Origin of the sequence: Paenibacillus apiarius (assembly GCF_017052585.1) — a bacterium.
Classification (GTDB): Bacteria; Bacillota; Bacilli; order Paenibacillales; family Paenibacillaceae; genus Paenibacillus_B; species Paenibacillus_B apiarius.
Genome location: NZ_JAFFHZ010000001.1, coordinates 2,924,287 through 2,944,853, shown reverse-complemented (window position 1 = coordinate 2,944,853; position 20,567 = coordinate 2,924,287). Strand labels below are relative to the sequence as shown.

Below are 20,567 nucleotides of genomic sequence, written 5' to 3'. Positions count from 1 at the left end.
CTTTCCCCCCTACTCCCCACGGAAGACAGGCTTTCGCTTCTCCGCAAAAGCAGACAGGGCCTCCGCCCGATCCTTCGTCGGGATTATCAATTCATATGCCTGTGCCTCAAGCTCCAAGCCGGAATGCAGATCGACGCTGCCGCCCCGGTCAATCGCGTATTTCGCTTGATAGACGGCAAGCGGCGCGTTAGCGATAATCTCGTCCGCCAATGCCATCGCCATCTGACGCAGCCGTTCCGCATCTTCTGCGACCCCGCCCAGCAGCCCAAGCTGGAGCGCTTCCAGAGCGGTGATTTTGCGGGCGGTAAGAATCAGTTCCTTGGCTTTCGCCGGACCGACAAGCCGCGGCAGCCGCTGCGTTCCGCCCGCGCCGGGAATGATGCCCAGGCTCACCTCAGTGAGACCCATGCGGGCGTCCTGAACGGCGTAGCGAAAGTCGCAGGCAAGCGCCAGCTCAAAGCCGCCGCCGAAGGCATACCCGTTCACCGCCGCGATGGTCGGCTGGGGAAGCTGTTCCACGGCGGTGAACACGTTCCTAATCGCGCGCACGTTGCGGCGCACCTGCTGCTCATTCAGCGTGCGCCGCTCCTTCAGATCGGCCCCCGCGCTGAACGCGCGGCCCGCTCCCGTGAGGATGACGGCGCGAATATCCTGCGGGTTCTGCCGGATCTCCGCGACAATCTCGCCCAAACGCACCAACGCCGCATAATTGAAGGCGTTCAGCTCATCAGGCCGATTTAGCGTAATGAGCGCGACCTGTCCGTTTTGTTCCAACTTGACTGTTGATTGCTCCATATGCTCCATCCCCAACTGTCCTTCCGCTATCCGTATTGTCGCGCTTTACTCCCGCCAGTTCGGCCGAACGCGCGCATATGTCCCCGAAGCGAACGCGACGAGCTTGCCATCGCAGGTGATGCGGGCTTCCGTCACGATCAGCTTGCCTCCGCGCTTGAGCACCTTGGCCTCCGCGACGAGCAGTTCCCCGGCAGCCGGGGACAAATAGTTGATTTTACTTTCCACGGTTACACACTGCTGCACCCCGTCTACCGGGGGTGCAGCAGCATGACCCATGGCGGCGTCAGCCAGTGTGTTGGTGACGCCGCCATGAACGACACCTTCAATACTGTTATGGAACTCGGGCCGAATTTTCATCTGCATAATGCAGCCATCGTCATGCAGCTGCATGACTACTATCCCGAGAAGGTCGTTAAATCGGTTGCGGTTAGGCGAGCGGCTCACTCATGAACCTCCGCCATATGCATCGACACTACCTTGCCGGCAAATCCCATCAGATCCTTACCAGATGCCCGGCCCTCTGCGGACGACAGCGCTGCTTTCAAGGCTTCCTTCGATTCAAAATACATCTCCGCAATCAGGTGCAGATCGCTTTCTCCCCCCGGCGAACCATAGATTTTGCCCACTTCCATTTTTACGAGACCAGGCATCTTCGCCGCGAGCGGCGCATGTGTGTTGAAATAATGCTGATCAAAAGCTTCCATATCCTCCGGCTTGCGATAAATCGCTATCAATTTGACCATTGTAAATTCCTCCTTTATAACTCCAAATATTTTAAATGCCGAATGAAACGAACTTCGTCTCCAGGAACGCTTCCAGCCCATGGCGGCCGCCTTCGCGTCCGATTCCGCTTTCTTTCCATCCGCCGAACGGCGCTTGGGTCTGGGTGGGGGAACCGTCGTTAATTCCGACGATGCCGTATTCCAGCTCTTCGGCCAGGCGGAAGCAGCGGCTGTTGTTCTGCGTATACACGTATGCAGCCAGACCATATGTCGTATCGTTGGCCATCTCAATGACGGCGGTCTCGTCTGTAAACGGCATAATCGGCACGACCGGACCGAACGTTTCTTCGTTCGCAATGTCCATCTCCTTGGTTACATCTGCGACCACAGTCGGTTCGCAGTAGAAGCCTTTGCCGTATTCGCCCTCGGTTAGCCGATTGCCGCCGAACACGACCCGCCCGCCTTTGTCTTCGGCGTCCCGGATGTGGCGGAGCACCTTATCCAGCGCACGTTGGTTGATGAGCGGCCCGATCTCCGTATCTTTGCTGCGTCCGTCGCCCACCTTCGCCTTTTTCAGCCGCTCGATCAGCTTCCCGCTGAAGGCCTCCGCCACCGACTCATGCACGTACAGGCGGTTCGTGCAAATGCACATCTGTCCGGAGTTGCGGAATTTGCTCTCGAACAATCCCGCGACGGCCGCGTCCAGATCCGCATCCTCGAACACGATGAACGGCGCATGCCCGCCCAATTCAAGGCTGACCCGCTTGACGTGCTTGGCCGCTCCCTCCATCAGCAGCTTGCCGACGCGCGTCGAGCCGGTAAAGGCGATCTTGCGCACTTTGGGGTTGTCGGTCATTTCCTGCCCGACAGACTCCGGATTGCCGATGACCAGATTGGCGACTCCCTTCGGGAAGCCGGCTTGCTCAATCAGCTCGAACAGCCGAATCGCGCTTAGCGGCGTGTTTTCCGCAGGCTTTAAGACGACCGTGCAGCCTGCTGCCAACGCCGGCGCAATCTTGCGGGCCACCATGTTCACCGGGAAGTTCCACGGGGTGATGGCACCCACTACGCCGACAGGCTGACGGTTGACCATAATCCGCTTGTTAGGCACTGATGACGGGATCGTTTCTCCGTATACGCGCTTGGCTTCTTCCGCATACCACATGAAGTTGTCGGCTGCTCCAAGCACCTCGCCCTTGGCTTCCCGCAGCGGCTTGCCCATTTCGGCCGAAATGATGCCCGCCAGCTCGTCACGGTGGCTGCGAACCAACTCGTACAGATTGTACAGATATTTCGAGCGCTCGCGTGCGGTCACGCGGGACCAGTCTTTGAATGCTTGATGCGCCGCCTCAATGGCCTTTTGGGCATCCCTCGCGTCGCCGTAGCTGACCGTCCCCGCCTCCTCGCCCGTTGCCGGGTTGATGACGCGCAGCGTGCCGCCGCCCTCCGCCTGCATCCACTCTCCGTTGACGAACATCGACTTCACTTGTACCGTTTGCATGCTTTTTTCCATAATACCCTTGCCTCCCAATTCTCCCTGGCGTACAAAGACGATAGACGCTCAGAGGTTGTTCAAAAAACTTCCTCTACATTCATTCGCGTTCAGATTGACTTCAACGCTTCAAACGGATTTTTGCACTGCTTGCAATACAAGATGCTGCGGCAAGCCGCCGGGCCGAACAAATTGTCCAACCGGGTGTACGGTGAATCGCAATAAGGACAATGCACTTCCCAAGCCTCGCCCGGCCGGCACCCGCGCGGCGGCGGAACGATGCCGAATGAACGCAGCTTCTCCCGGCCTGCGTCGCTAATCCGGTCGGACGTCCATGCCGGCTCCAGCACGAAGCTGACCTGCACCCCGCGCGCGCCCGCGGCCGGACGCAGCTTCTCATTGATGCTGTTCTTCATGATGTCCAAGGCGGGACAGCCGACGAACGTAGGCAGCACCTCGACAATAACGGCATCGTCCTCGACGGCCGCCTTGTGGATCATCCCCATCTCGACCATGCTGATGACGGGAATCTCCGGGTCTTTGACATCCTGCAGCAGCTGCCAGATGAGCTCTTCCGCCAGCATCGGCGTATTATGCACCAATGGAACTCCCCCTTTTACCAGTTGGCAGCCGGGTCCAGCCGGTATACCTCCGACATGGTGCTGACGGCCTGCGCCAGATCGTCCGTATGCTGCCCTTCGCGCCCCTTCTGTGCAGGAACGCCCCAATCCCCCGGCCAATCGATCCCGTTCGCCGCAAGCATGCTCCGCGCCGCGGTCATCCACCGCTGCGACAAATCGTCCTCGCCCGCGATTAAGCCGAAGTTAACGATAGAAGCCGCCGCTCTGCCGAGCAGGAACAACTCGCCGACGTCGCTCCACACCTGTTCCAATGCCGCATTCAACCGGGCGCGCGCATCGTCCGTGCTGCCCGCCAGCCGGTTGAACCACAGTTGCCAATACCGCAAATGATAGTGGTGCTCGCGCTGCATTTTTCCTGCGGCCTGCGCGAGCGGGACATAAGAAGAATGCGTCAAGGCCTCCAGCCGGATCTGCTTGAACATACCGTACAGACAGCAGCGGACAATTGCATAAGCCCAGTCATAATGCGGCTGGTCCGCGTAATCGCCCGTTCCGTTGGGTCGCTCGGCGAGAATCGCGTTGCGGAACGCATCCGGCTTCCTCATGTGCGCCAGATCATCCGCCTTGCCGGCCCCAATCTCCTCCAGCATCTCGTACAGCATTACCGCGTGCCCCATCATGTCCTGCGACATCGACGAGAATGCGACATCCTCCTCGATGTGGGGGGCCAGCCCTAACCACTCCGCCCCCCGGTAGGCCAAAATATAGTCGTCATCTGCAACTTGAAACAACAATTCCTGCAAGGCCCGCGCATATTCCGGGCTCTGCTTGGCCTCTTCAGCCGTCTCCACATATGAATGTCCGGACATGTCAGCCCCCTTTCTGCGTGAAAGCCGCTTTGCTCTCATACGCTTCTTTGTGGCGGCGCCATCTGGCCTGCACATCGCCATAGCCCTTCGTCTCGCGATAGCTTTTGTTGTCCAGGCGCTCCAGGCTTGAGCGCTCTTCCGGGGTCAGTCCGTGAATATCCTCGCGGTTCACGACCCAGATGTTGATGCAGGGCTCGCGGCGCATGAAGTTCTCTCGCGCCATCATCAACGCGGCCTCATGATTGGGCGCCAACAAGCTGAACTGATGAGCGAAGCCGGAAGCCGGATTTTTCTGGCTGAACACCTCGTAGACGGCAAATTGCTCCTCGTGTGCGCTGTTCATATGCTTCCTCCTGCCACGTATTCTGCGCGCGGTGCGGCCAGCATCGCGTCACGCACCCATTGCGCCTCTTCATATGACGTCTTCCGCAGCCGCAGCCGCTGCGCCGAGCAAGGTCCGTTGCCGCGCACAATCTGCACGAACCGGTCCCAATCGGGCTGCCGGTAATGCCAGACGTCCTCTGCTTCGTCATAGCGGATCGTGTCGTCCGGGAGAGTCAAGCCAAGATGGTAAATGCGGTTCACATATTTATGAAAAAAGGCCTGCCGCAGCTCTTCATTCGTCTGCGAGCGAATCTTGTAGCGCATGTTCAGCAGCTGATTGCTGGAGACGGTGCCGCCTTCCGGCGGTCCGAAAAACATCAGCAAGGACGGCCACCAACGGGTCACGGCGTCTTGCAGCATTTGCCGCTGCGCCGGAGTTCCTTCGGCCAGCTCAAGCACGATGCTCTCCCCGTGCTGGGCATGGAACTTCTCCTCCGCGCAGATGCGCTGGAGCGCGCGGGCATACGGCGCATAAGATGTTTCCAGCGACATCGTCTGAGTGATGATCGCAGCTCCGTCCACCAGCCAGGCAATGACGCCGGCATCCGCCCACGTAGGAGCTTCCATATGGAAGACGTTGTGGAATTTCAATCTTCCCGAGAACAGATCCTGCAGCAGATCCTCGCGGCTTTTGCCGAGCGGAGCGAGCAGGTCCTCCACGACACGCAGCAGCAGCTGCCCGTGTCCCATTTCATCCTGTACCTTGGCCATAATCGCCAGCTTGCGGCGCAGGGTCGGAGCTTTTGGCACCCATTCCTTCTCGGGCAGCGCCCCCATAATTTCGCTCACGCCGTGCATCGATATGAGCTTGATCAACTGGTTCCGGTAATCGTCGGGCATCCAATCGTCAGCTTCGATTTTGTCACCCCGATCAATCCGCTCCAGAAAGTGCGTCAATCGCTCGTCATCCAGCGTTTTATCCGGGTCCGTTCGATTACTCATGCTCCAGCCCCCTTTCATTAACGATGTGTATGGCATGCCCCAAGGCGGCGGCGGCCGCTTCCAGCCACCCTTCGCTAAGCGTAGGATGCGGATGCACCGTAAGGGCCACGTCTTCCGCCTTGGCTGCCAATTCAAGCGCTATTGCGCCTTGGCCAATCAAGTTGGCGGCATCCGCACCTACCGCATGCATGCCCAGCAGCAGGTGAGAGTCCGCATCGACGACCGCTTCCGCGAAGCCGTCCGTCTTCCCGGCAGCAAGCGCATACCCGTTGGCGCGGAACGGGAACCGCCCTGTCTTCACCTTCATCCCCTGCCGCTGCGCTTCCTCGCGTGTAAGCCCGACCCCGGCAATCTGGGGATCGGAGAAAATGACGTACGGAACATACGGCGAGTCCACGGCGCTCGGCAGCCCGCCGATTACCTCTGCGGCGACTGTGCCCTGCTTCGCGGCGCGGTGGGCCAGAGCGGGGCCTGGCGTGATGTCGCCAATCGCAAAGATATGGCTCACATTGGTGCGGCACTCCGCATCTACCTCCACATAGCCGCGGTCATCCACGGCGACTCCCGCCTGGCTTAGCCCGATCGTCTCCGTATTCGGGACGCGCCCGATTGTCACCAAGACCTTGTCGCAGGCGATGACTTCCTCCCCCTGCCGCTGCGATTCCACGTGCAGCTCGACGCGGTCTTCATGCGCGACGGCTGTCCGCACCGTCGTTGACGTCTTGACGGACATACCCAGCTTGCCGGCGCGTCGCTTCACTTCCTCGGCGAGGCTGGCGTCCACGAGCGGCAGAATTCGTTCCTCCCGCTCGATGAGCGTCACCCGGCAGCCGAGCTTGGCGAAGGCCATGCCTAATTCGATGCCGATATAACCGCTGCCTACAATCGCCAGACTGACCGGAAGCTGCGCAGCCTGCAGCGCTTCCGTCGAAGTCAGGATGCGCGGATCGCCCGCTTCCGCGAACGAAGGGATGTGCGGCCGCGAGCCGGTCGCGACGATAGCATGCCGGAACTTGTAGGTCTCAAAGCCGGAGTCCGTCTCCACCCCGATGCGATCGGCAGACAGGAAGACGGCGCTGCCCTCCACGACCGTCACGCCGTTCGCGGCGCACAATTGCCCGACGCCGCCGCGCAGCCTGCGGACTATGCCGGATTTCCACTCCTGCCAGACTGGCAAATCAAAAGCGATCGCAGCCGCTTCCGTCCGAATTCCCATCTTGGACGCCGATTTCGCGTCATGGAGCAGTCCGGCCGCGTGAATCAACGCTTTGGACGGAATGCATCCCGAGTTGAGGCAGACACCGCCCAACTCCTCTTTTTCCACCAACACGACGGATTTCCCCAGCTGTCCCAGCCGGATGGCTGCCGTATAGCCGCCCGGTCCTCCGCCAATGACAACGACATCCGTTTCTACTGCAATTTCGCCGACTACCATCTATACCATCTCCGCCCATAGCAAGTCGGGATGCTCAAGCAGCCGCTTCATGCGGTTGGTAAAACGGATCGCATCCGCGCCGTCGATCAGCCGGTGGTCGAACGATAGCGCCATATTCATCATCAGCCGAATGACGCCTTCCCCGTTGCGCACGACCATGCGCGGCTCCATCTTGTGCAGCGCCAAAATGGCCGCTTCCGGATGGTTGATGATCGGGGTGGCCAGCAAGCTGCCGATCGGCCCGACGTTGCTAATCGTAAAGGTGCCGCCGGTAATCTGTTCAAGCGCCAGCTTTCCTTCCCGCGCCTGCAGCGTCAAGCGGGCGATTTCTTCCGCCAATTGAAAAAGAGTCTTCTTGTCGGCATGCCGGATGACCGGGACAATCAGTCCGTCTGGCGTGTCGGTCGCAATTCCGATATGGTAGTAGCGCTTCAATACGATTTCCTTGCTCCCGTCGTCAAGCGAAGCATTGAAGGCCGGGAATTCTTTGAGCGCAATGACCAATGCCTTGATAAAAAACGGCAAGTACGTCAATTTCACCTGCCGCTCGGCCGCAATCGGCTGCAGACGTTCCCGCAGCGCTTGCAGCGCATCGGCTTCCAGCTCATCCACCTGCGTGACGTGGGGGATGATTGTCGCCGCTTTGACCAGCCGTTCGGCGATTTTCAGGCGTACGCCCCGCAGCGGGATTCGCTCTTCGGCACAGGATGGCGTCTCGCTGTCCATTCGGGCGGCGGATACCGAGTCTGCCGGGGGCCGGGACGGGTGATGCGTTTGCAGAGCAACGCCGCCGTCAGATCCGCTGCGGCCTGAAGCTGTTGCTTCGGAAACTGCGGATGCCGGATCGCCTGCTTCCCGGGTGTCCGCATAACGCCTCAAATCCTCTTCGGTTATGCGCCCGTCCGCGCCGCCTGCCGTCACCTGCTCCATGTCGATCTTGAGTTGCCGCGCGAGCTGGCGGACATAAGGCGCAGCCCGGGCCCGCCTTGGCGGGTGGACGGAAGCAATGCGCGATTCAGCGGGCGGTGACACAGCGGGCGAAGGCGCAGCGGCAGCTTGCTCCGCTTCCCCGATCCCGCCGAGGGTTGCTCTCCCTTCTTCGTCAAGGAGAAATAACACCTCTCCCACTTCGACCTTATCCCCTTCGGCAAACATCAGCTTACGCACCACGCCCCCTGCCGGAGCGGTCAATTCGGCGTTCACTTTATCCGTCAGCACCTCGACGATCGGCTGGTCGCAGCTGACCCGTTCTCCTTCCTTAATCAGCCATTTGCCGATTTCTCCTTCGTGAATGCCTTCTCCCACATCGGGGAGCTTAAACTCCATCATTCTCGTTCTTCCTCCTCCACAACGGTCAGAACTGGATCGTATCTGCGATTCCATGCCTCACCCGTTCTACCGTCGGCACGTAGAAGTCTTCGAGCGAAAACTGCGGAACCGGAACGTCGAATCCGGTAATTCGCTTTACCGGCGCCCGTAGATACATAAGCGCTTCATCATTGATTAAGGAAATAATTTCAGAACCGACACCGGCCGTCTTGTGCGCTTCGTGGACAATGATGGCGCGTCCCGTCTTCTTGACGGATTCGGCAATCGTGTCCCGGTCGAGCGGATAGAGCGAGCGCAGGTCGATCACTTCGCATGACCAGCCGTTCTCCTGCTCCATCTGCTGCGCCGCCGCGAGCGCCACCCGCATCATGGCTCCCCACGAAATAATCGTCGCATCGCTGCCCTCCTGAACGATGCTCGCTTTGCCCAAAGGAACGCGGTACATATCCTCCGGGACCTCGGCTTTGAAAGCGCGATAGATCTGGGCAGGCTCAAGGAAAATGACCGGGTCGGGATCTTCGATCGCGCTGATCAGCAAGCCTTTGGCATCATAAGGATTGCTCGGCACGACCACCTTGAGCCCGGGCGTATGGACAAAAAACGCTTCTACGCTCTCCGAATGAAGCTCCGGACCACGGATTCCCGCTCCGTAAGGCGTTCGTATGACCATGGGGACATTGAACTGCCCCCGGGTTCGATAGCGCATCCGCGCCGCATGGGAAATAATTTGTTCAAAGCCGGGATATATGAAGGCCAGAAACTGAATTTCGACTACAGGAACCAAGCCGTTCAGCGCAAACCCGATAGCCGAACCAATAATTCCGGCTTCGGCCAGCGGCGTATCGACAACCCGTTCTTCGCCATACTTGCCGAACAGTCCGTCGGTCGCCCGGAATACGCCCCCGTTGACGCCGATGTCTTCCCCCATCAGGATGACGCGCCGATCATCGGCCAGCTTCTGGTCCAGCGCTTCGGTTACCGCTTGCAATATCGTCATGCTGCGACTCATGGCTCACCTTCCCTTTCCGCGCACAGGCCGCTCTGTGCCCGCTGCTCGGCAACGGGCCAAGGCGTCTCGGCGCACACATGCTTGAACATGTCTGCGGGCTGGGACTTGGGATAGCTCTCCGCCTCGGCGACCGCATCCTCGATCAGGCCCGTGACCCGCTCCAGCAGTTGTTCCTCGTCCTTCGCGCTCCATAACCCCCGCTTTTGAAGATACAGCTGCAGCCGCTGCACGGGATCGCGCTGTTCCCGCCATTCCGCGGCAAGCCGCGCCTGATCGCGGTATTTCCTCGGATCGTCGCTCGTCGTATGCGCCCCGTAGCGGAACGTGACCGCCTCGATCAGAGTCGGTCCGCCGCCGCTCAAACCCCGCTCAATCGCTTCACGGACCGTCAGCCATACGGCAAATATATCGTTCCCGTCTACGCGGACCCCTGCCATATCGTAAGCGGCCGCGCGCTGGGCAATCGTCCGGGAAGCGGATTGGGCATGAAATGGCACGCTAATCGCATAGCCGTTGTTCTGGCAGAAGAAGACGGTGGCCGCTTGGTACACGCCGGCAAAATTCAACGCCTCATGGAAGTCGCCCTCCGAGGTCGCCCCCTCGCCAAAGTAAGCAATGCTTGCCTGCTTCTCCCCTTTCAGCTTGGCGGCCCATGACGTTCCTACGGCATGCGTTAGCTGGGTGGCAATCGGGACGCACGGCGGCATGATTTTCCGGCCTTCCGGACTGACGGAGCCTTCCATATGCCCCATCCAATACAGGAGGACACGGCTGAGCGACTGCCCATGCGTAATCGCAGCGGCGTGATCGCGGTAGCTGGGGAACAGCCAATCTTCGGGAGACAGCGCCATTGCGCTGCCCACTTGCGAAGCTTCCTGCCCTTCATATGGGGCATAGGTGCCCATCCTGCCTTGTCTTTGCAGGTTAACCGCCTTCCGATCGAACATCCGCACCAGCACCATGTTTTCGTACATTTTCACCATCAGAGCCTCGTCAATTTCCCCCTCGATTCCATGGCGAAGCTCCCCATCCGGCGTCAACACTTGGTACGGCTCCTGCAACCCGCGCGGCTTGTCATGCTTCATCGCCATTTCTTCGATTTCTTCGATTTCCTCGATAAGCGGGGTCGGCGAATGCCCCTGACTATGAATCATTCCTATCGCTCCTTTCGGCTTTCCGTTCATCTATCCCAAGAGCAAACGGTCGTCGGCTACGCCCTTCAACAGGGCGAACTTCTTCAACAAATCTTCAATCGTCAACTGCTTTTTTTCCTCCTCCGGAACATCCAGAATAATCTGGCCGGCGTCCATCATAATCAAACGGTTGCCCAGTTCGATGGCCTGCTGCATGTTGTGGGTGACCATCAGCGTGGTAAACTTGGAACGCTCCACCACTTCCTTGGTCAGCGACGTAATCAGCTGCGCCCGCGCCGGATCAAGCGCTGCCGTATGTTCGTCTAACAGCAGCACCTTCGGCTGCGTGAACGTCGCCATCAGCAGGCTGAGCGCCTGCCTCTCGCCGCCGGACAGCAGTCCCGCCTTCGCCGTCAGCCGGTGCTCAAGCCCGAGATGCAGCGAGGCCAAGTGTTCACGGAACAGCTCCTTACGCTTCTTGTCCACGCCCCTGTGCAGGGTGCGGCTCTTGTCGCGCGAGAAAGCAACCGCCAAATTCTCTTCGATAGTCATCGTTGGCGCCGTTCCTGCCATCGGGTCTTGGAACACGCGCCCGATCTTGCGCGCGCGCTCGTATTCGGACAAGCCGGTCACCATTTCACCGTCGATCTCAATCGTGCCGCTATCCGGCGCCATCCCTCCGGATATGATGTTCATCAACGTGGATTTGCCTGCCCCGTTGGAGCCGATGATCGTGACGAAGTCGCCGGGATGAAGCTTCAGATTAATCTCTTGCAAAGCTATCTTTTCGCTCGCCGTCCTGCGATTGAACACCTTGCGGATCCCGTTAAGTTTCAGCATGGCTCTCCCCCCTTGCTCCTTGACCGGCCACGGCAAGCGGCTCCTCCTTCGTGGTCCGCACCCGTCTGTCTTTCCATGTATCGATCATCCGCGACGACACGAGCGCAATCACCACAATAAAGGCGGTCAGCAGCTTTAAATCATTCGGATCGAGCCCGATGCGGAGCGCGAACATAATAATCAAGCGATAGACGATTGCCCCGCCGATAACGGCGAAGGTCGCCCGCCGAATCGAAGAATGGCCGAAGATCGCTTCGCCCATAATGACCGAAGCCAATCCGATAATGATGATCCCGATTCCCATCGAAATGTCCGCAAATTCTTGATACTGCGCAATCAAGGCGCCTGACAACGCTACCAAACCGTTGGAGAGGCTCAGCCCGATAATCTTCATGTTGTCGGTGTTCGCGGAGAAGCTGCGGATCATCTTCGTATTGTCGCCGGTCGCACGGATGGCCAAGCCGATTTCCGTATCGAGAAACCAGTCGATTGCCCATTTGATTAATAGGACGGACACCCCTACAGCCGCCAGAATCGAGAGCGGTTGCAGACTGGAAAGGAAGGATGAAATTTCCGTAAACAACGTATCCGCGCCCAATAGCGGCGTGTTGGCCTTTCCCATAATCCGCAAGTTGATTGAATACAAAGCAATCATCGAAATAATCCCGGAGAGCAGCGTATTGATTTTGCCCTTCGTATGAAGCAGCCCGGTTACGCTGCCTGCCACGCATCCCGCCAGCATCGCGCCCAACGTCGCGAGCAGAGGGGAGTATCCATTGGTGATCATGACCGCCGCTACGGCCCCGCCGGTGGCAAAGCTGCCGTCGACGGTCAGGTCGGGAAAATCGAGAATTCGAAACGTCAAGTAAACGCCCAGAGCCATCAACGCGTAAATGACCCCTGCTTCAACAGAACCCGTCAGCGCATACAGCACGATAGCATCCTCCTAAAAATGGAACGATTTATTGCTCCGATTTATTTCTCTATCAGGATTGCGCCTTGCTTCATGTCCTCCGTCAACGTAATGCCTTGTTCTTCCGCTGCTTTGGGATTAATCATGAGATCGAGCTGTTCGGAGAAACGGACTGGCATTTGGGCTGGTGATGCGCCCTTCAGCACCTCTACCGCCATCTTGCCCGTCGTGTATCCCAAATCGTAGTACTGGAATCCCACCGATGCGAAGGCGCCCTGTCCGACAGATTCGCTGCTCTCGCAGAACAACGGGATATCCTTGGCATTCGCCACCGACACGACCGAGCTCAGAGCCGAAATAACGGTATTGTCCGAAGGCAAATAAATGATATCCGCCCGTCCCACCAACGAATCGGCAGCCTGCTTCACCTCCGAGCTGTTCGTGACCGTTGCCTCAACGATTTCCAGCCCTCCGCCTTGCAGCACCTGCTTAACGTTAGCGATGTTGACGACGGAGTTTTGTTCCCCGGAGTTGTATATCACCCCTACTTTTTTTGCATCGGGAAAAAATCTCTTCATCGTTTCCATCGTCTTCTTAATCGCCTCTGGGTTCGTGTCCCGCGTGCCTGTCACATTCCCTCCCGGCTCTTCGAGGGTTTTGACCAATTTGGATGCGACCGGATCGGTAACGGCCGTGAATAGGACGGGAATGTCTTTCGTCGCTTTCGCAACCGCCAGCGCGGTCGGCGTGGCAATCGCCAGAATGAGGTCGTTCTTGTCTCCGACAAGCTTCTGCGCAATAGTCATGTTGTTGTTCATGTCTCCCTGCGCATTATGCATATCCACTTGCAAATTGACGTTTTCCTTGTACCCGGCATCTTTCAGCGCCTGCAGAAAGCCCGCTCTGGCCCCATCCAGCGAAGGATGCTCTGCATACTGCGCGATACCGATTTTGATTACTTTCTTCCCGGCGTTTTCGTCGTTGTGCTTGCCTGCCGCCGCAGGCTCGTTGACGGACCCGCATGCCGCCAGCAGCAGCAAAGAACAGACGGCGAGAATAGAAAAGAGTTGTTTCATCCAAGCTCGCTCCTTTACAATTTGAATTGTAATTGTTTGCGCTTTCAAAGTGGGTAGTAAACAAAAGCGTATCGGCGAGTTGTCTGAGTGGAATTGAAATCTTGCAGTCATCTGGGCGGGAATATCCGTTTGCTCTAGCTCAATGTCTTTACGGAAGGAAGTCCTGATAGCTCTGGCTCGTTCGTTCAGTTGAACAATGGTTCATAGTTGAATGCGCTTTCTTCATTGCGAGAACTGTGCCTTTGAAGACCGGATGCGGGTATGTTGCATAAAGGATTTGGAAATGTGCAGATATCGTGATGGAGTGCATAACACAGATTCGGTGTTGGTCGTGAGGATGGTTAGTGAAAAAATCATACTACGTTTTTTTGATAGTGCGTTATTTTAACGTTATAATATCACGGAGTCATAAACAGTGTCAATATTTGGACACATTTTAAATTTAAAATGTGATAAAAGTTATAGACAGAGACTTTCACGCTGCTTGCTCTGCGATTTTGCAAGCATCCCTACCCCTGCCCTCCCTGCAAGTAGTTAAATAGTTGACTTGCTGACCCCTCCAAAAAAAAGAAACCTTGAAAGGCGCGAAGCCATTCAAGGTTAAAATACTACACTTCTTATGTTGTCCCGACGGTATATTCATCACACGCTGTCCTGCCGTTACTGCAAAAGTGCATCTTATCTCCGCATTTCTCTCGGCATTTTCCGATTGAGCTGTAAAAGCGCATTACAATTGCATCAAATATCGCTACTCGGTAAAAAGAGGTCATTTTAGCTGTATTTTTGCATCTCACGCTGCCCAAAAGATACTATTTCATGTTTTAACCTGTATTTTTGCAGTTCCACATGCCTAGCCCACTAGCTGCCCTCGATTTCACAAATCAATCCTTGTCCCTACTCTTGCCGTACCGTGCCATTGCTGGTTCCCTGGTTCAACGGCACGCCCCTGACATCCATAACGGTACGAATCGGGTAATTGCGGAACACGACGGAGCCGAGCCACCCCGCAGTCGCTCCGGCCAGGGCGCACAAGGCGGCGGCGATCGTCACCGGGAGCGGATCGTTGAAGCCGTACATCACCATCAAGCCGGCAATCGGCGTCGCCGTCCCTGTCGCATTGTTGATAAGTCCAAATAGAGACACGACGACTCCGGCGGCGGCCCCGCCTACAAAATTCGTGATGTAGACGGGTATTGGGTTGGCGGATATGATATCCGCCTGCGTCAGCGGCTCAATCGCTACCGCAAGCGTCGTGCGGCGGTCACCGAACTTCATCCGGTGGAAGAAGACAAAATTCATGAAGGACGAGCCCATCACCGCCAGCGCGCCGATCGCCATCGGAAGGCCCGTCAATCCGAGCATCGCCGTTAGCGCCATCGAGCTGAGCGGAGCCGTAGCGACAACCGTAATAACGCCTCCCAGTATAATCCCCATCACTATCGGGTTGTTTGTTGCCGTGGCTGAAATAATACTGCCGATATTCAAGAGTGTCATATCAACGAGCGGACTGATCAACACCGCAACTCCCCTTGCAAGCGGAGCCGCAATGACGATGCAGGCCACCAAATCGAGCCCGGCCGGCACCTTCTTCTCGAACCGCATCACCAGGAAGGAGACGAGATAGCCCGCAATGAAGCCAGGCAGGAGGCCGAGTCCGGAGCACGCCACTCCCAGCATCATCGCATACACCGGAGACGCGCCCATCGCAAGCGCGACAAGGGCCGCGGCTGCAACGCCCCCCATGCCGCCCGCAGCAACGCCTACCTCTTTCAAAAACGCAATCTGCAGCATATCGCCGCCGACATAGCTTTGAAACGCTTCGACGAGGAAGCTTGCCACGGCCGCATTGGCCAGTGCCCCCATCGCCTTCATGCCGTTCGGGGCCTTGAAGCTGAACAAACTGAACAAGGATAATACAAGCAATAACAGCGCCGTTCCCTGAATAATCTGCATGAATTCTCTCCCCCGTTAGTTTTCAATTGGCCCATTTTTATGTCGCGCATAAGTTGAAAACGTTGCAATTCCATTGTATCAAGGGCCTTTCTTGTATTTCATCCGCTATATAATGGTATCCTAACATAGCAAAAGCAGACACGCATCCTATTGCTAGGGCGTGTCTGCTTCCTAATTCTTAGGCAAATAAACGATTATGCGCTCGGCTGCGCGGCAAGCTCGTCATACATCGCTTGCAAATCGATCGCCTGCCCGCCGTTAAGGCGTGACTTCTCCGCCGCGAATGCCATCAAATGGCTGCGCACGGACACAGATGCCGACGACAAGCTCTCGCCCGCGCTGCCACTCTGTCCAAAGCTGCGCACTTCCTGCAGAAACGCCCGCACGATGCCGGAATCGCCGCCGCCGTGTCCCGTCTCCGGCGTATGCACCTTAATCGTCCGCTCTTCCTTCGTTACGAAGTCATGAATGACGAAGCCGTCATCCTCCATATTGCCGCGGATGTCTCCCTTGGTGCCCATCACCTGCACGATGCGTGTATTGTCATGCGTGAAGCCGCACATGCTGAACATCGCCGTCGCCCCGCTCGCGAACTCCATGTTGACGACCTGATGGTCAACGACATTGTTGTCGGTCTGATAGACGCATTTGCCGTAAGGCCCCTCCCACAGCGCCTTCACAATGCCTTCCTTCGTATAGTCATCCGTAATTTTGCGCGCCCAACCGATCCCTTCGCCCAAATAATAGCGCGGCGCGTGATATTGGCAGCCCGCTTCCGCCGGACACCCTTCGATGCAGCGCGCAGGCGCTCCCTCCGGCTTGTTGCCTTCATGGAAATGCATCAAGGAACCGAAGGAGTTGAGGCGCACGCACGGTTCATTCATCAGGTAAGCCAGGATGTCCATGTCATGGCACGACTTCTGCAAAATCATCGGACTCGACTGATCGCTGTTGCGCCAATTGCCGCGGACGAAGCTGTGCGACATGTGCATGTTCCCGACGTTCTCATTGAGCTGGATGGAGATGATGTCTCCAATCGCGCCACGCTCGATCTCCCGCTTCATCGCCGTCCAGAACGGCGTGTACCGCAGCACATGGCATATCGTGAGCAGCCGGTTATGACGCTGGGCGGCAAGCTCCATCTCGACGCATTCCTTCGGTTCCGGCGACATCGGCTTCTCGAGCAGCACGTGGTAGCCCAGCTCAAGCGCGCGCAGCGTCGGTTCGTAATGCATTCGATCCTGCGTGCAGACAATGGCTGCATCAGCCAGCCTCTTCTCCCCGAGAATCGCTTCCCACGAATCATACTGCTGCGAGTCCGGCAGACCGAACGCTTCCGCAAAGCTGCGCCGCCGCTCCATGTTCGGATCGGCCACGCCCACAATCTTGACCTCATGCATATTGTCCAGTGCATAAGGGGCATACGCCCGGGCTCCCCGGTCCCCTGCTCCAATCACAATCGCAGTAACTTGCTGCACGTTTCCTCATCTCCCTATTGTAGGTGCTCTTTGTTTACAGTTCCGCTTGGCGCTTCGCGTAATATTCGTTCATCTCGTCTGTAATTTCCTTCAATTGCGCATCGTTGCGGAGCTGCTCAATCAGCTTGTCATACGCCTCGATCGTTTCCTTGCCGATGATGACCTTCGTGCGCATGTCGTCGACCTTCTTCTGAATATCAGGGAAATACCGATTGAATTTCTCAGAGAACAGGCCGCGGTCCGGTTGCGGCACATCGACTTTCTTCCGTTCCGTTACAATGTCGACGTTGCGCTTGTAGAAATCATCCGGCATGCCGATAGCGCTAATCGCCATATCGTCGCTGACCAAGTGGAAGATGGAAGCCATGTTGCCGTCGCCGACCATGTCCTTCTTCGCTTGCTCCGTCGGAACTTTATTCCCATTCTCTTCCTTGTAGTGTACGTCTTTCACGCCGTAGAAGGCAAGTGTGTTCCCTTCCGGTCCGTACCCGTAATCCAGGAAGGAAAGAATCTTCTTCATCTTGTCTTCCGGGACTTTTTTCGGTATCAAAAATACGCCGTAATAGGGGACGCCGGAAGGCGTATACTTCACGCCCGCTTTGTTCTCAATCGAAGCAAGCGGGATCAAGTCTGCATTCGGATCGGTCTTGCGGATGAATTCCGTATGAATCCATGCCTGGTTCATCGAATACCCGACGCCCCCTGCCTTGCCGCTGCGAATTAAGTCGGTCACTTGAGAAAACTTCATGATGGCGAAATCCGGCGGCAGCAATCCATCGTCAAACAGCTGCTTGATGTACAGCAATGCGTCGCGGGAGGCATCTTCCGTAATAATAGGCGCGAGCTTGCCGTCCTTCAGCTTCCAGTTGCCTTGCGTTTCATTGAATACGTTGTATAAAAAGCCCATCGAACCGGGCGTCGCTGCATACGGAACTTCATCCGCCTGTCCGTTGCCGTTCGGGTCCTTCGTCTTGAACGCCTTCAGCACCTCCCGGAATTCATCTACATTCGCAGGCGCCTGCAGCTGCAATTTATCAAGCCAGTCCTTGCGGAACATCGGGAATATTCCTCCGCCGTATGCCGGGTAATATCGTGGTACGCCATAATTTTTACCGTTGATTTTGGAATCCCTCCACATCACCTCGAATTCCTTGCGGTTCAAGTTCGGATATTCCTTCAGCAGCTCCGTCAAATCCCAGAATACGCCTTGATCAATCATTTTGCGCAGTTGTGAATTGTCGAGCGTCTCCACGTAGGTCAGGTCCGGCAAGTCACCCGAAGCAAGCATGACGTTTATTTTATCCTCTGCCGTGGTCGGACTGAGCCACGTAATGTTCAGCTTCGTGTTCGTCCGCTTCTCGAATTCCTGCCACAGCGGGTTGTCCGGACCGATGAACTCCGGCGCATAGTTAATCACCTGAGTTTTGATATTGGTCACGCCGCCGCTGTCGCCGGCGTTGTTGTTGCCGCAAGCGGTCAGCAGCATTGATCCTGCCAGCGTGAGCAGCAACGTCGTTTTAAGCCATTTTTTCATAATAGCGACCTCCTTTTTATACTAAATTCCACTTGCGCCTTCATGTATAGGTTAGACTGGCGTCAAAACCATCTTCCGGTAAGGGCGCTGCTTCCTGACCCTACTCCTTCAAGGAGCCGACCATTGCGCCCTTGGCAAAATGCTTCTGCAAAAACGGATACACGAGCATAATCGGAATTGTCGCAATGACGACGGCAGCCATCTTAAGCGTTTCGGTCGGCATTTGCCGGTTGGCACGGAAGCTCTCGACTCCCGCTCCCCCGCCCATCGTCGATGGATCGACCAGCATATTTTGCAGCAGAACCTGCAGCGGCCACCCGTTCTGATCGTTGATGTACATCAAGGCATTGAAATACGTATTCCAATATCCTACCGCGAAGAACAAACCGAAGGCGACGAGCGCAGGCAGCGACAATGGCAGCATAATGCGCCAGAAGACGCCGATTTCGTTGCAGCCGTCAATTCGCCCTGCCTCCTCCAGACTGTCCGGGATGCTGTCGAAGAAGCCCTTCATCAATAAGGCATACCAGCCGCTCGTCAAGCTGGGCAAGATTAACGACCAGATGCTGTCGATGAGACCCAAGTTGCGGACGATGAGATAGGCCGGCACCAGACCTGGCTGGAACAGGAATGTCAGCAAAATAAGAAACATCATCGCCCCCCGGAACCGAAGCCGCTTGCGCGACAGCGCATAGGCAAGCCCTGCCGTCACAATGAGGCTGAGCGCGGTTCCAACCGTAGCCAGAAATGTGCTTACCCCGAGCGCGCTGACGAACAACCCGTTGGAGAGCAGGTACCGGTATGCATCCAAGGTCCATTTTTCGGGAAACAGAATAAGCGGCTTGCTGTAATACTCCGTAGGGTCGGTAAAGGATAGAACAATCGTATAATAAATCGGGAATACGGTCGCCAAAGCAATCAAAATGAGCACCGTAATATTCGTAATGTTGAAGACGCGGTTGCGCCAGCCTTTGTCCGCCATTATCGTTCGTCTCCTTCCTGCTCGTTAATATAGTCCGTCTTGACCGAATCTCTTGGCAATCTTGTTGGCGGATACGACGAGTATGACGCCGACAATCGACTTGAATAGCCCGATGGCGGTGCTGTAGCTGAACTCGCCTTGCTTGATTCCAATGCGGTACACATACGTATCAAACACTTCCGCCACATTGGAGACCGCTGCGTTCATCATCAGATAGATTTGCTCGAAGCCCGTATCCATAATGGCGCCAAGCCGCAGAATGAACAGGATAATAATGACGTTGCGCATGCCCGGCAGCGTAATGTGCCAGATGCGGCGCATGCGGCCTGCGCCGTCCATGACAGCCGCTTCATGCAGCTGCGGATCAATGCCCGCAATGGCGGCGAGAAAAATAATCGTTCCCCAGCCGACTTCCTTCCAAATCGATTGCGCGGTTAACAGACCCCAAAAATAATCCGGATTGGTCAGCAGGTCGAACGTGTCGTTTCCCATGCTGAGGAGCGCTTTGTTCACCAACCCTTCCGATTGCGAGAACATTAGGAAGGTCAAACCGGAAATGAGCACCCAAGACAAGAAATGCGGAATGTAAATAAGCGATTGCACAGTCCGCTTCACGATGGCATTGCGCACCTCATTCAACATGAGCGACAAAATGATCGGAGCCGGAAAAAAGAATACCAAATTCATCAAGCTGATGCCGAGCGTATTGCGCAATAAGATGTAAAAGTCATCATGGGCGAAAAATCTCGCAAAATGCTCGAATCCCACCCAGGGACTGCCCATTACCCCGAAGTAAGGGGAATAATCTTGGAATGCGATGACCAGGTTCGTAATCGGAATATATTTGAATATAATGAAAAACAAAATTCCCGGAAGTGCCAGCAAGTATAAATATTTATCGCGCCGCACATCCCTCCATAGCAACGAGCGCTTGCCTTCCGGTTTGCTTCGCGTTTGATCCGGATAAGATGCCGCGCCCGTACGTTCCATAGCCGTATCCCGAGGCAAGTTGCCTGTAGTCATATGCCATCCCTCTCTTCTGCTCCTTGTTTGTTCCATGCGTCATTTCACGGCAGGTTAATTTCATCGCAACCAGGTCA

The 20,567-nt window shown here is 56.6% G+C and carries 20 protein-coding genes; all 20 read right to left on the bottom strand.

Features of this window, described 5'->3' with window-relative positions:
- Window positions 1-9: 9 nt before the first annotated feature.
- Window positions 10-795, bottom strand: coding sequence for an enoyl-CoA hydratase-related protein (locus JSQ80_RS13470; RefSeq protein WP_206095628.1), 786 nt, complete (start codon window positions 793-795; stop codon window positions 10-12).
- A gap of 45 nt (window positions 796-840) precedes the next feature.
- The gene (locus tag JSQ80_RS13465) at window positions 841-1,239 is read right to left on the bottom strand and encodes a PaaI family thioesterase (protein ID WP_087431672.1); all 399 of its coding nucleotides are present in this window, start codon (window positions 1,237-1,239) and stop codon (window positions 841-843) included.
- The gene (locus JSQ80_RS13460; RefSeq protein WP_087431673.1) at window positions 1,236-1,538 is read right to left on the bottom strand and encodes an EthD family reductase; all 303 of its coding nucleotides are present in this window, start codon (window positions 1,536-1,538) and stop codon (window positions 1,236-1,238) included. The genes JSQ80_RS13465 and JSQ80_RS13460 overlap by 4 nt, the downstream gene beginning before the upstream one ends.
- Before the next feature lie 31 nt (window positions 1,539-1,569).
- Entirely contained in the window at window positions 1,570-3,030 is a 1,461-nt protein-coding gene (locus JSQ80_RS13455; RefSeq protein ID WP_206095627.1) for an NAD-dependent succinate-semialdehyde dehydrogenase, read from the bottom strand.
- Window positions 3,031-3,119: 89 nt separating this feature from the next.
- Window positions 3,120-3,593: a 1,2-phenylacetyl-CoA epoxidase subunit PaaD gene (gene paaD, locus JSQ80_RS13450; protein ID WP_206097592.1), complete on the bottom strand. Its 474-nt coding sequence runs from the start codon at window positions 3,591-3,593 to the stop codon at window positions 3,120-3,122.
- Window positions 3,594-3,625: 32 nt separating this feature from the next.
- Window positions 3,626-4,459, bottom strand: a complete 834-nt coding sequence (paaC, locus tag JSQ80_RS13445) for a 1,2-phenylacetyl-CoA epoxidase subunit PaaC (protein ID WP_206095626.1) — start codon at window positions 4,457-4,459, stop codon at window positions 3,626-3,628.
- 1 nt (window position 4,460) lies between these two features.
- A complete protein-coding gene (gene paaB / locus JSQ80_RS13440) occupies window positions 4,461-4,802 on the bottom strand; it encodes a 1,2-phenylacetyl-CoA epoxidase subunit PaaB (RefSeq protein ID WP_087431676.1) in 342 nt (113 codons plus the stop codon).
- Window positions 4,799-5,785 carry a 1,2-phenylacetyl-CoA epoxidase subunit PaaA gene (gene paaA / locus JSQ80_RS13435; RefSeq protein WP_206095625.1) on the bottom strand — a complete coding sequence of 329 codons (987 nt, stop codon included), beginning with the start codon at window positions 5,783-5,785 and terminating at the stop codon, window positions 4,799-4,801. The genes paaB and paaA overlap by 4 nt, the downstream gene beginning before the upstream one ends.
- The gene (gene lpdA / locus JSQ80_RS13430) at window positions 5,778-7,220 is read right to left on the bottom strand and encodes a dihydrolipoyl dehydrogenase (RefSeq protein WP_206095624.1); all 1,443 of its coding nucleotides are present in this window, start codon (window positions 7,218-7,220) and stop codon (window positions 5,778-5,780) included. The genes paaA and lpdA overlap by 8 nt, the downstream gene beginning before the upstream one ends.
- Window positions 7,221-8,549: a dihydrolipoamide acetyltransferase family protein gene (locus JSQ80_RS13425; protein WP_206095623.1), complete on the bottom strand. Its 1,329-nt coding sequence runs from the start codon at window positions 8,547-8,549 to the stop codon at window positions 7,221-7,223.
- Window positions 8,550-8,574: 25 nt separating this feature from the next.
- Window positions 8,575-9,558: an alpha-ketoacid dehydrogenase subunit beta gene (locus JSQ80_RS13420; protein WP_206095622.1), complete on the bottom strand. Its 984-nt coding sequence runs from the start codon at window positions 9,556-9,558 to the stop codon at window positions 8,575-8,577.
- Window positions 9,555-10,649 (bottom strand): pyruvate dehydrogenase (acetyl-transferring) E1 component subunit alpha, encoded by a 1,095-nt coding sequence (gene pdhA, locus JSQ80_RS13415; RefSeq protein ID WP_240464102.1) that lies wholly within the window; start codon window positions 10,647-10,649, stop codon window positions 9,555-9,557. Before pdhA ends, JSQ80_RS13420 begins: the two co-directional genes overlap by 4 nt.
- A 93-nt stretch (window positions 10,650-10,742) precedes the next feature.
- Window positions 10,743-11,531 carry an ABC transporter ATP-binding protein gene (locus JSQ80_RS13410; RefSeq protein ID WP_206095621.1) on the bottom strand — a complete coding sequence of 263 codons (789 nt, stop codon included), beginning with the start codon at window positions 11,529-11,531 and terminating at the stop codon, window positions 10,743-10,745.
- A complete protein-coding gene (locus tag JSQ80_RS13405) occupies window positions 11,518-12,465 on the bottom strand; it encodes an ABC transporter permease subunit (RefSeq protein ID WP_206095620.1) in 948 nt (315 codons plus the stop codon). Before JSQ80_RS13405 ends, JSQ80_RS13410 begins: the two co-directional genes overlap by 14 nt.
- Window positions 12,466-12,506: 41 nt before the next feature.
- The gene (locus JSQ80_RS13400; RefSeq protein ID WP_206095619.1) at window positions 12,507-13,520 is read right to left on the bottom strand and encodes an ABC transporter substrate-binding protein; all 1,014 of its coding nucleotides are present in this window, start codon (window positions 13,518-13,520) and stop codon (window positions 12,507-12,509) included.
- A gap of 894 nt (window positions 13,521-14,414) precedes the next feature.
- On the bottom strand, window positions 14,415-15,473 hold the full coding sequence (locus tag JSQ80_RS13395; protein ID WP_087431684.1) for a PTS sugar transporter subunit IIC: 1,059 nt from the start codon (window positions 15,471-15,473) through the stop codon (window positions 14,415-14,417).
- 194 nt (window positions 15,474-15,667) lie between these two features.
- Window positions 15,668-16,951, bottom strand: a complete 1,284-nt coding sequence (locus tag JSQ80_RS13390) for a Gfo/Idh/MocA family oxidoreductase (protein ID WP_206095618.1) — start codon at window positions 16,949-16,951, stop codon at window positions 15,668-15,670.
- A gap of 34 nt (window positions 16,952-16,985) precedes the next feature.
- Window positions 16,986-18,485 carry an extracellular solute-binding protein gene (locus tag JSQ80_RS13385; protein ID WP_206095617.1) on the bottom strand — a complete coding sequence of 500 codons (1,500 nt, stop codon included), beginning with the start codon at window positions 18,483-18,485 and terminating at the stop codon, window positions 16,986-16,988.
- Window positions 18,486-18,585: 100 nt separating this feature from the next.
- Window positions 18,586-19,467: a carbohydrate ABC transporter permease gene (locus JSQ80_RS13380; RefSeq protein WP_206095616.1), complete on the bottom strand. Its 882-nt coding sequence runs from the start codon at window positions 19,465-19,467 to the stop codon at window positions 18,586-18,588.
- Between the two features lie 24 nt (window positions 19,468-19,491).
- Window positions 19,492-20,490: an ABC transporter permease gene (locus JSQ80_RS13375; RefSeq protein WP_206095615.1), complete on the bottom strand. Its 999-nt coding sequence runs from the start codon at window positions 20,488-20,490 to the stop codon at window positions 19,492-19,494.
- Window positions 20,491-20,567: the final 77 nt, after the last annotated feature.

Excerpts from the sequence above, each read along its gene's own strand:
- JSQ80_RS13410 (WP_206095621.1), bottom strand. The coding sequence starts at position 11,531 with ATGCTGAAACTTAACGGGATCCGCAAGGTGTTCAATCGCAGGACGGCG.
- lpdA (WP_206095624.1), bottom strand. The coding sequence starts at position 7,220 with ATGGTAGTCGGCGAAATTGCAGTAGAAACGGATGTCGTTGTCATTGGC.
- JSQ80_RS13470 (WP_206095628.1), bottom strand. The coding sequence starts at position 795 with ATGGAGCAATCAACAGTCAAGTTGGAACAAAACGGACAGGTCGCGCTC.
- JSQ80_RS13400 (WP_206095619.1), bottom strand. The coding sequence starts at position 13,520 with ATGAAACAACTCTTTTCTATTCTCGCCGTCTGTTCTTTGCTGCTGCTG.
- JSQ80_RS13375 (WP_206095615.1), bottom strand. The coding sequence starts at position 20,490 with ATGACTACAGGCAACTTGCCTCGGGATACGGCTATGGAACGTACGGGC.
- paaB (WP_087431676.1), bottom strand. The coding sequence starts at position 4,802 with ATGAACAGCGCACACGAGGAGCAATTTGCCGTCTACGAGGTGTTCAGC.
- JSQ80_RS13385 (WP_206095617.1), bottom strand. The coding sequence starts at position 18,485 with ATGAAAAAATGGCTTAAAACGACGTTGCTGCTCACGCTGGCAGGATCA.
- JSQ80_RS13420 (WP_206095622.1), bottom strand. The coding sequence starts at position 9,558 with ATGAGTCGCAGCATGACGATATTGCAAGCGGTAACCGAAGCGCTGGAC.
- pdhA (WP_240464102.1), bottom strand. The coding sequence starts at position 10,649 with ATGGCGATGAAGCATGACAAGCCGCGCGGGTTGCAGGAGCCGTACCAA.
- paaA (WP_206095625.1), bottom strand. The coding sequence starts at position 5,785 with ATGAGTAATCGAACGGACCCGGATAAAACGCTGGATGACGAGCGATTG.
- JSQ80_RS13460 (WP_087431673.1), bottom strand. The coding sequence starts at position 1,538 with ATGGTCAAATTGATAGCGATTTATCGCAAGCCGGAGGATATGGAAGCT.
- paaD (WP_206097592.1), bottom strand. The coding sequence starts at position 3,593 with ATGCTGGCGGAAGAGCTCATCTGGCAGCTGCTGCAGGATGTCAAAGAC.
- JSQ80_RS13455 (WP_206095627.1), bottom strand. The coding sequence starts at position 3,030 with ATGGAAAAAAGCATGCAAACGGTACAAGTGAAGTCGATGTTCGTCAAC.
- paaC (WP_206095626.1), bottom strand. The coding sequence starts at position 4,459 with ATGTCCGGACATTCATATGTGGAGACGGCTGAAGAGGCCAAGCAGAGC.
- JSQ80_RS13380 (WP_206095616.1), bottom strand. The coding sequence starts at position 19,467 with ATGGCGGACAAAGGCTGGCGCAACCGCGTCTTCAACATTACGAATATT.
- JSQ80_RS13425 (WP_206095623.1), bottom strand. The coding sequence starts at position 8,549 with ATGATGGAGTTTAAGCTCCCCGATGTGGGAGAAGGCATTCACGAAGGA.
- JSQ80_RS13395 (WP_087431684.1), bottom strand. The coding sequence starts at position 15,473 with ATGCAGATTATTCAGGGAACGGCGCTGTTATTGCTTGTATTATCCTTG.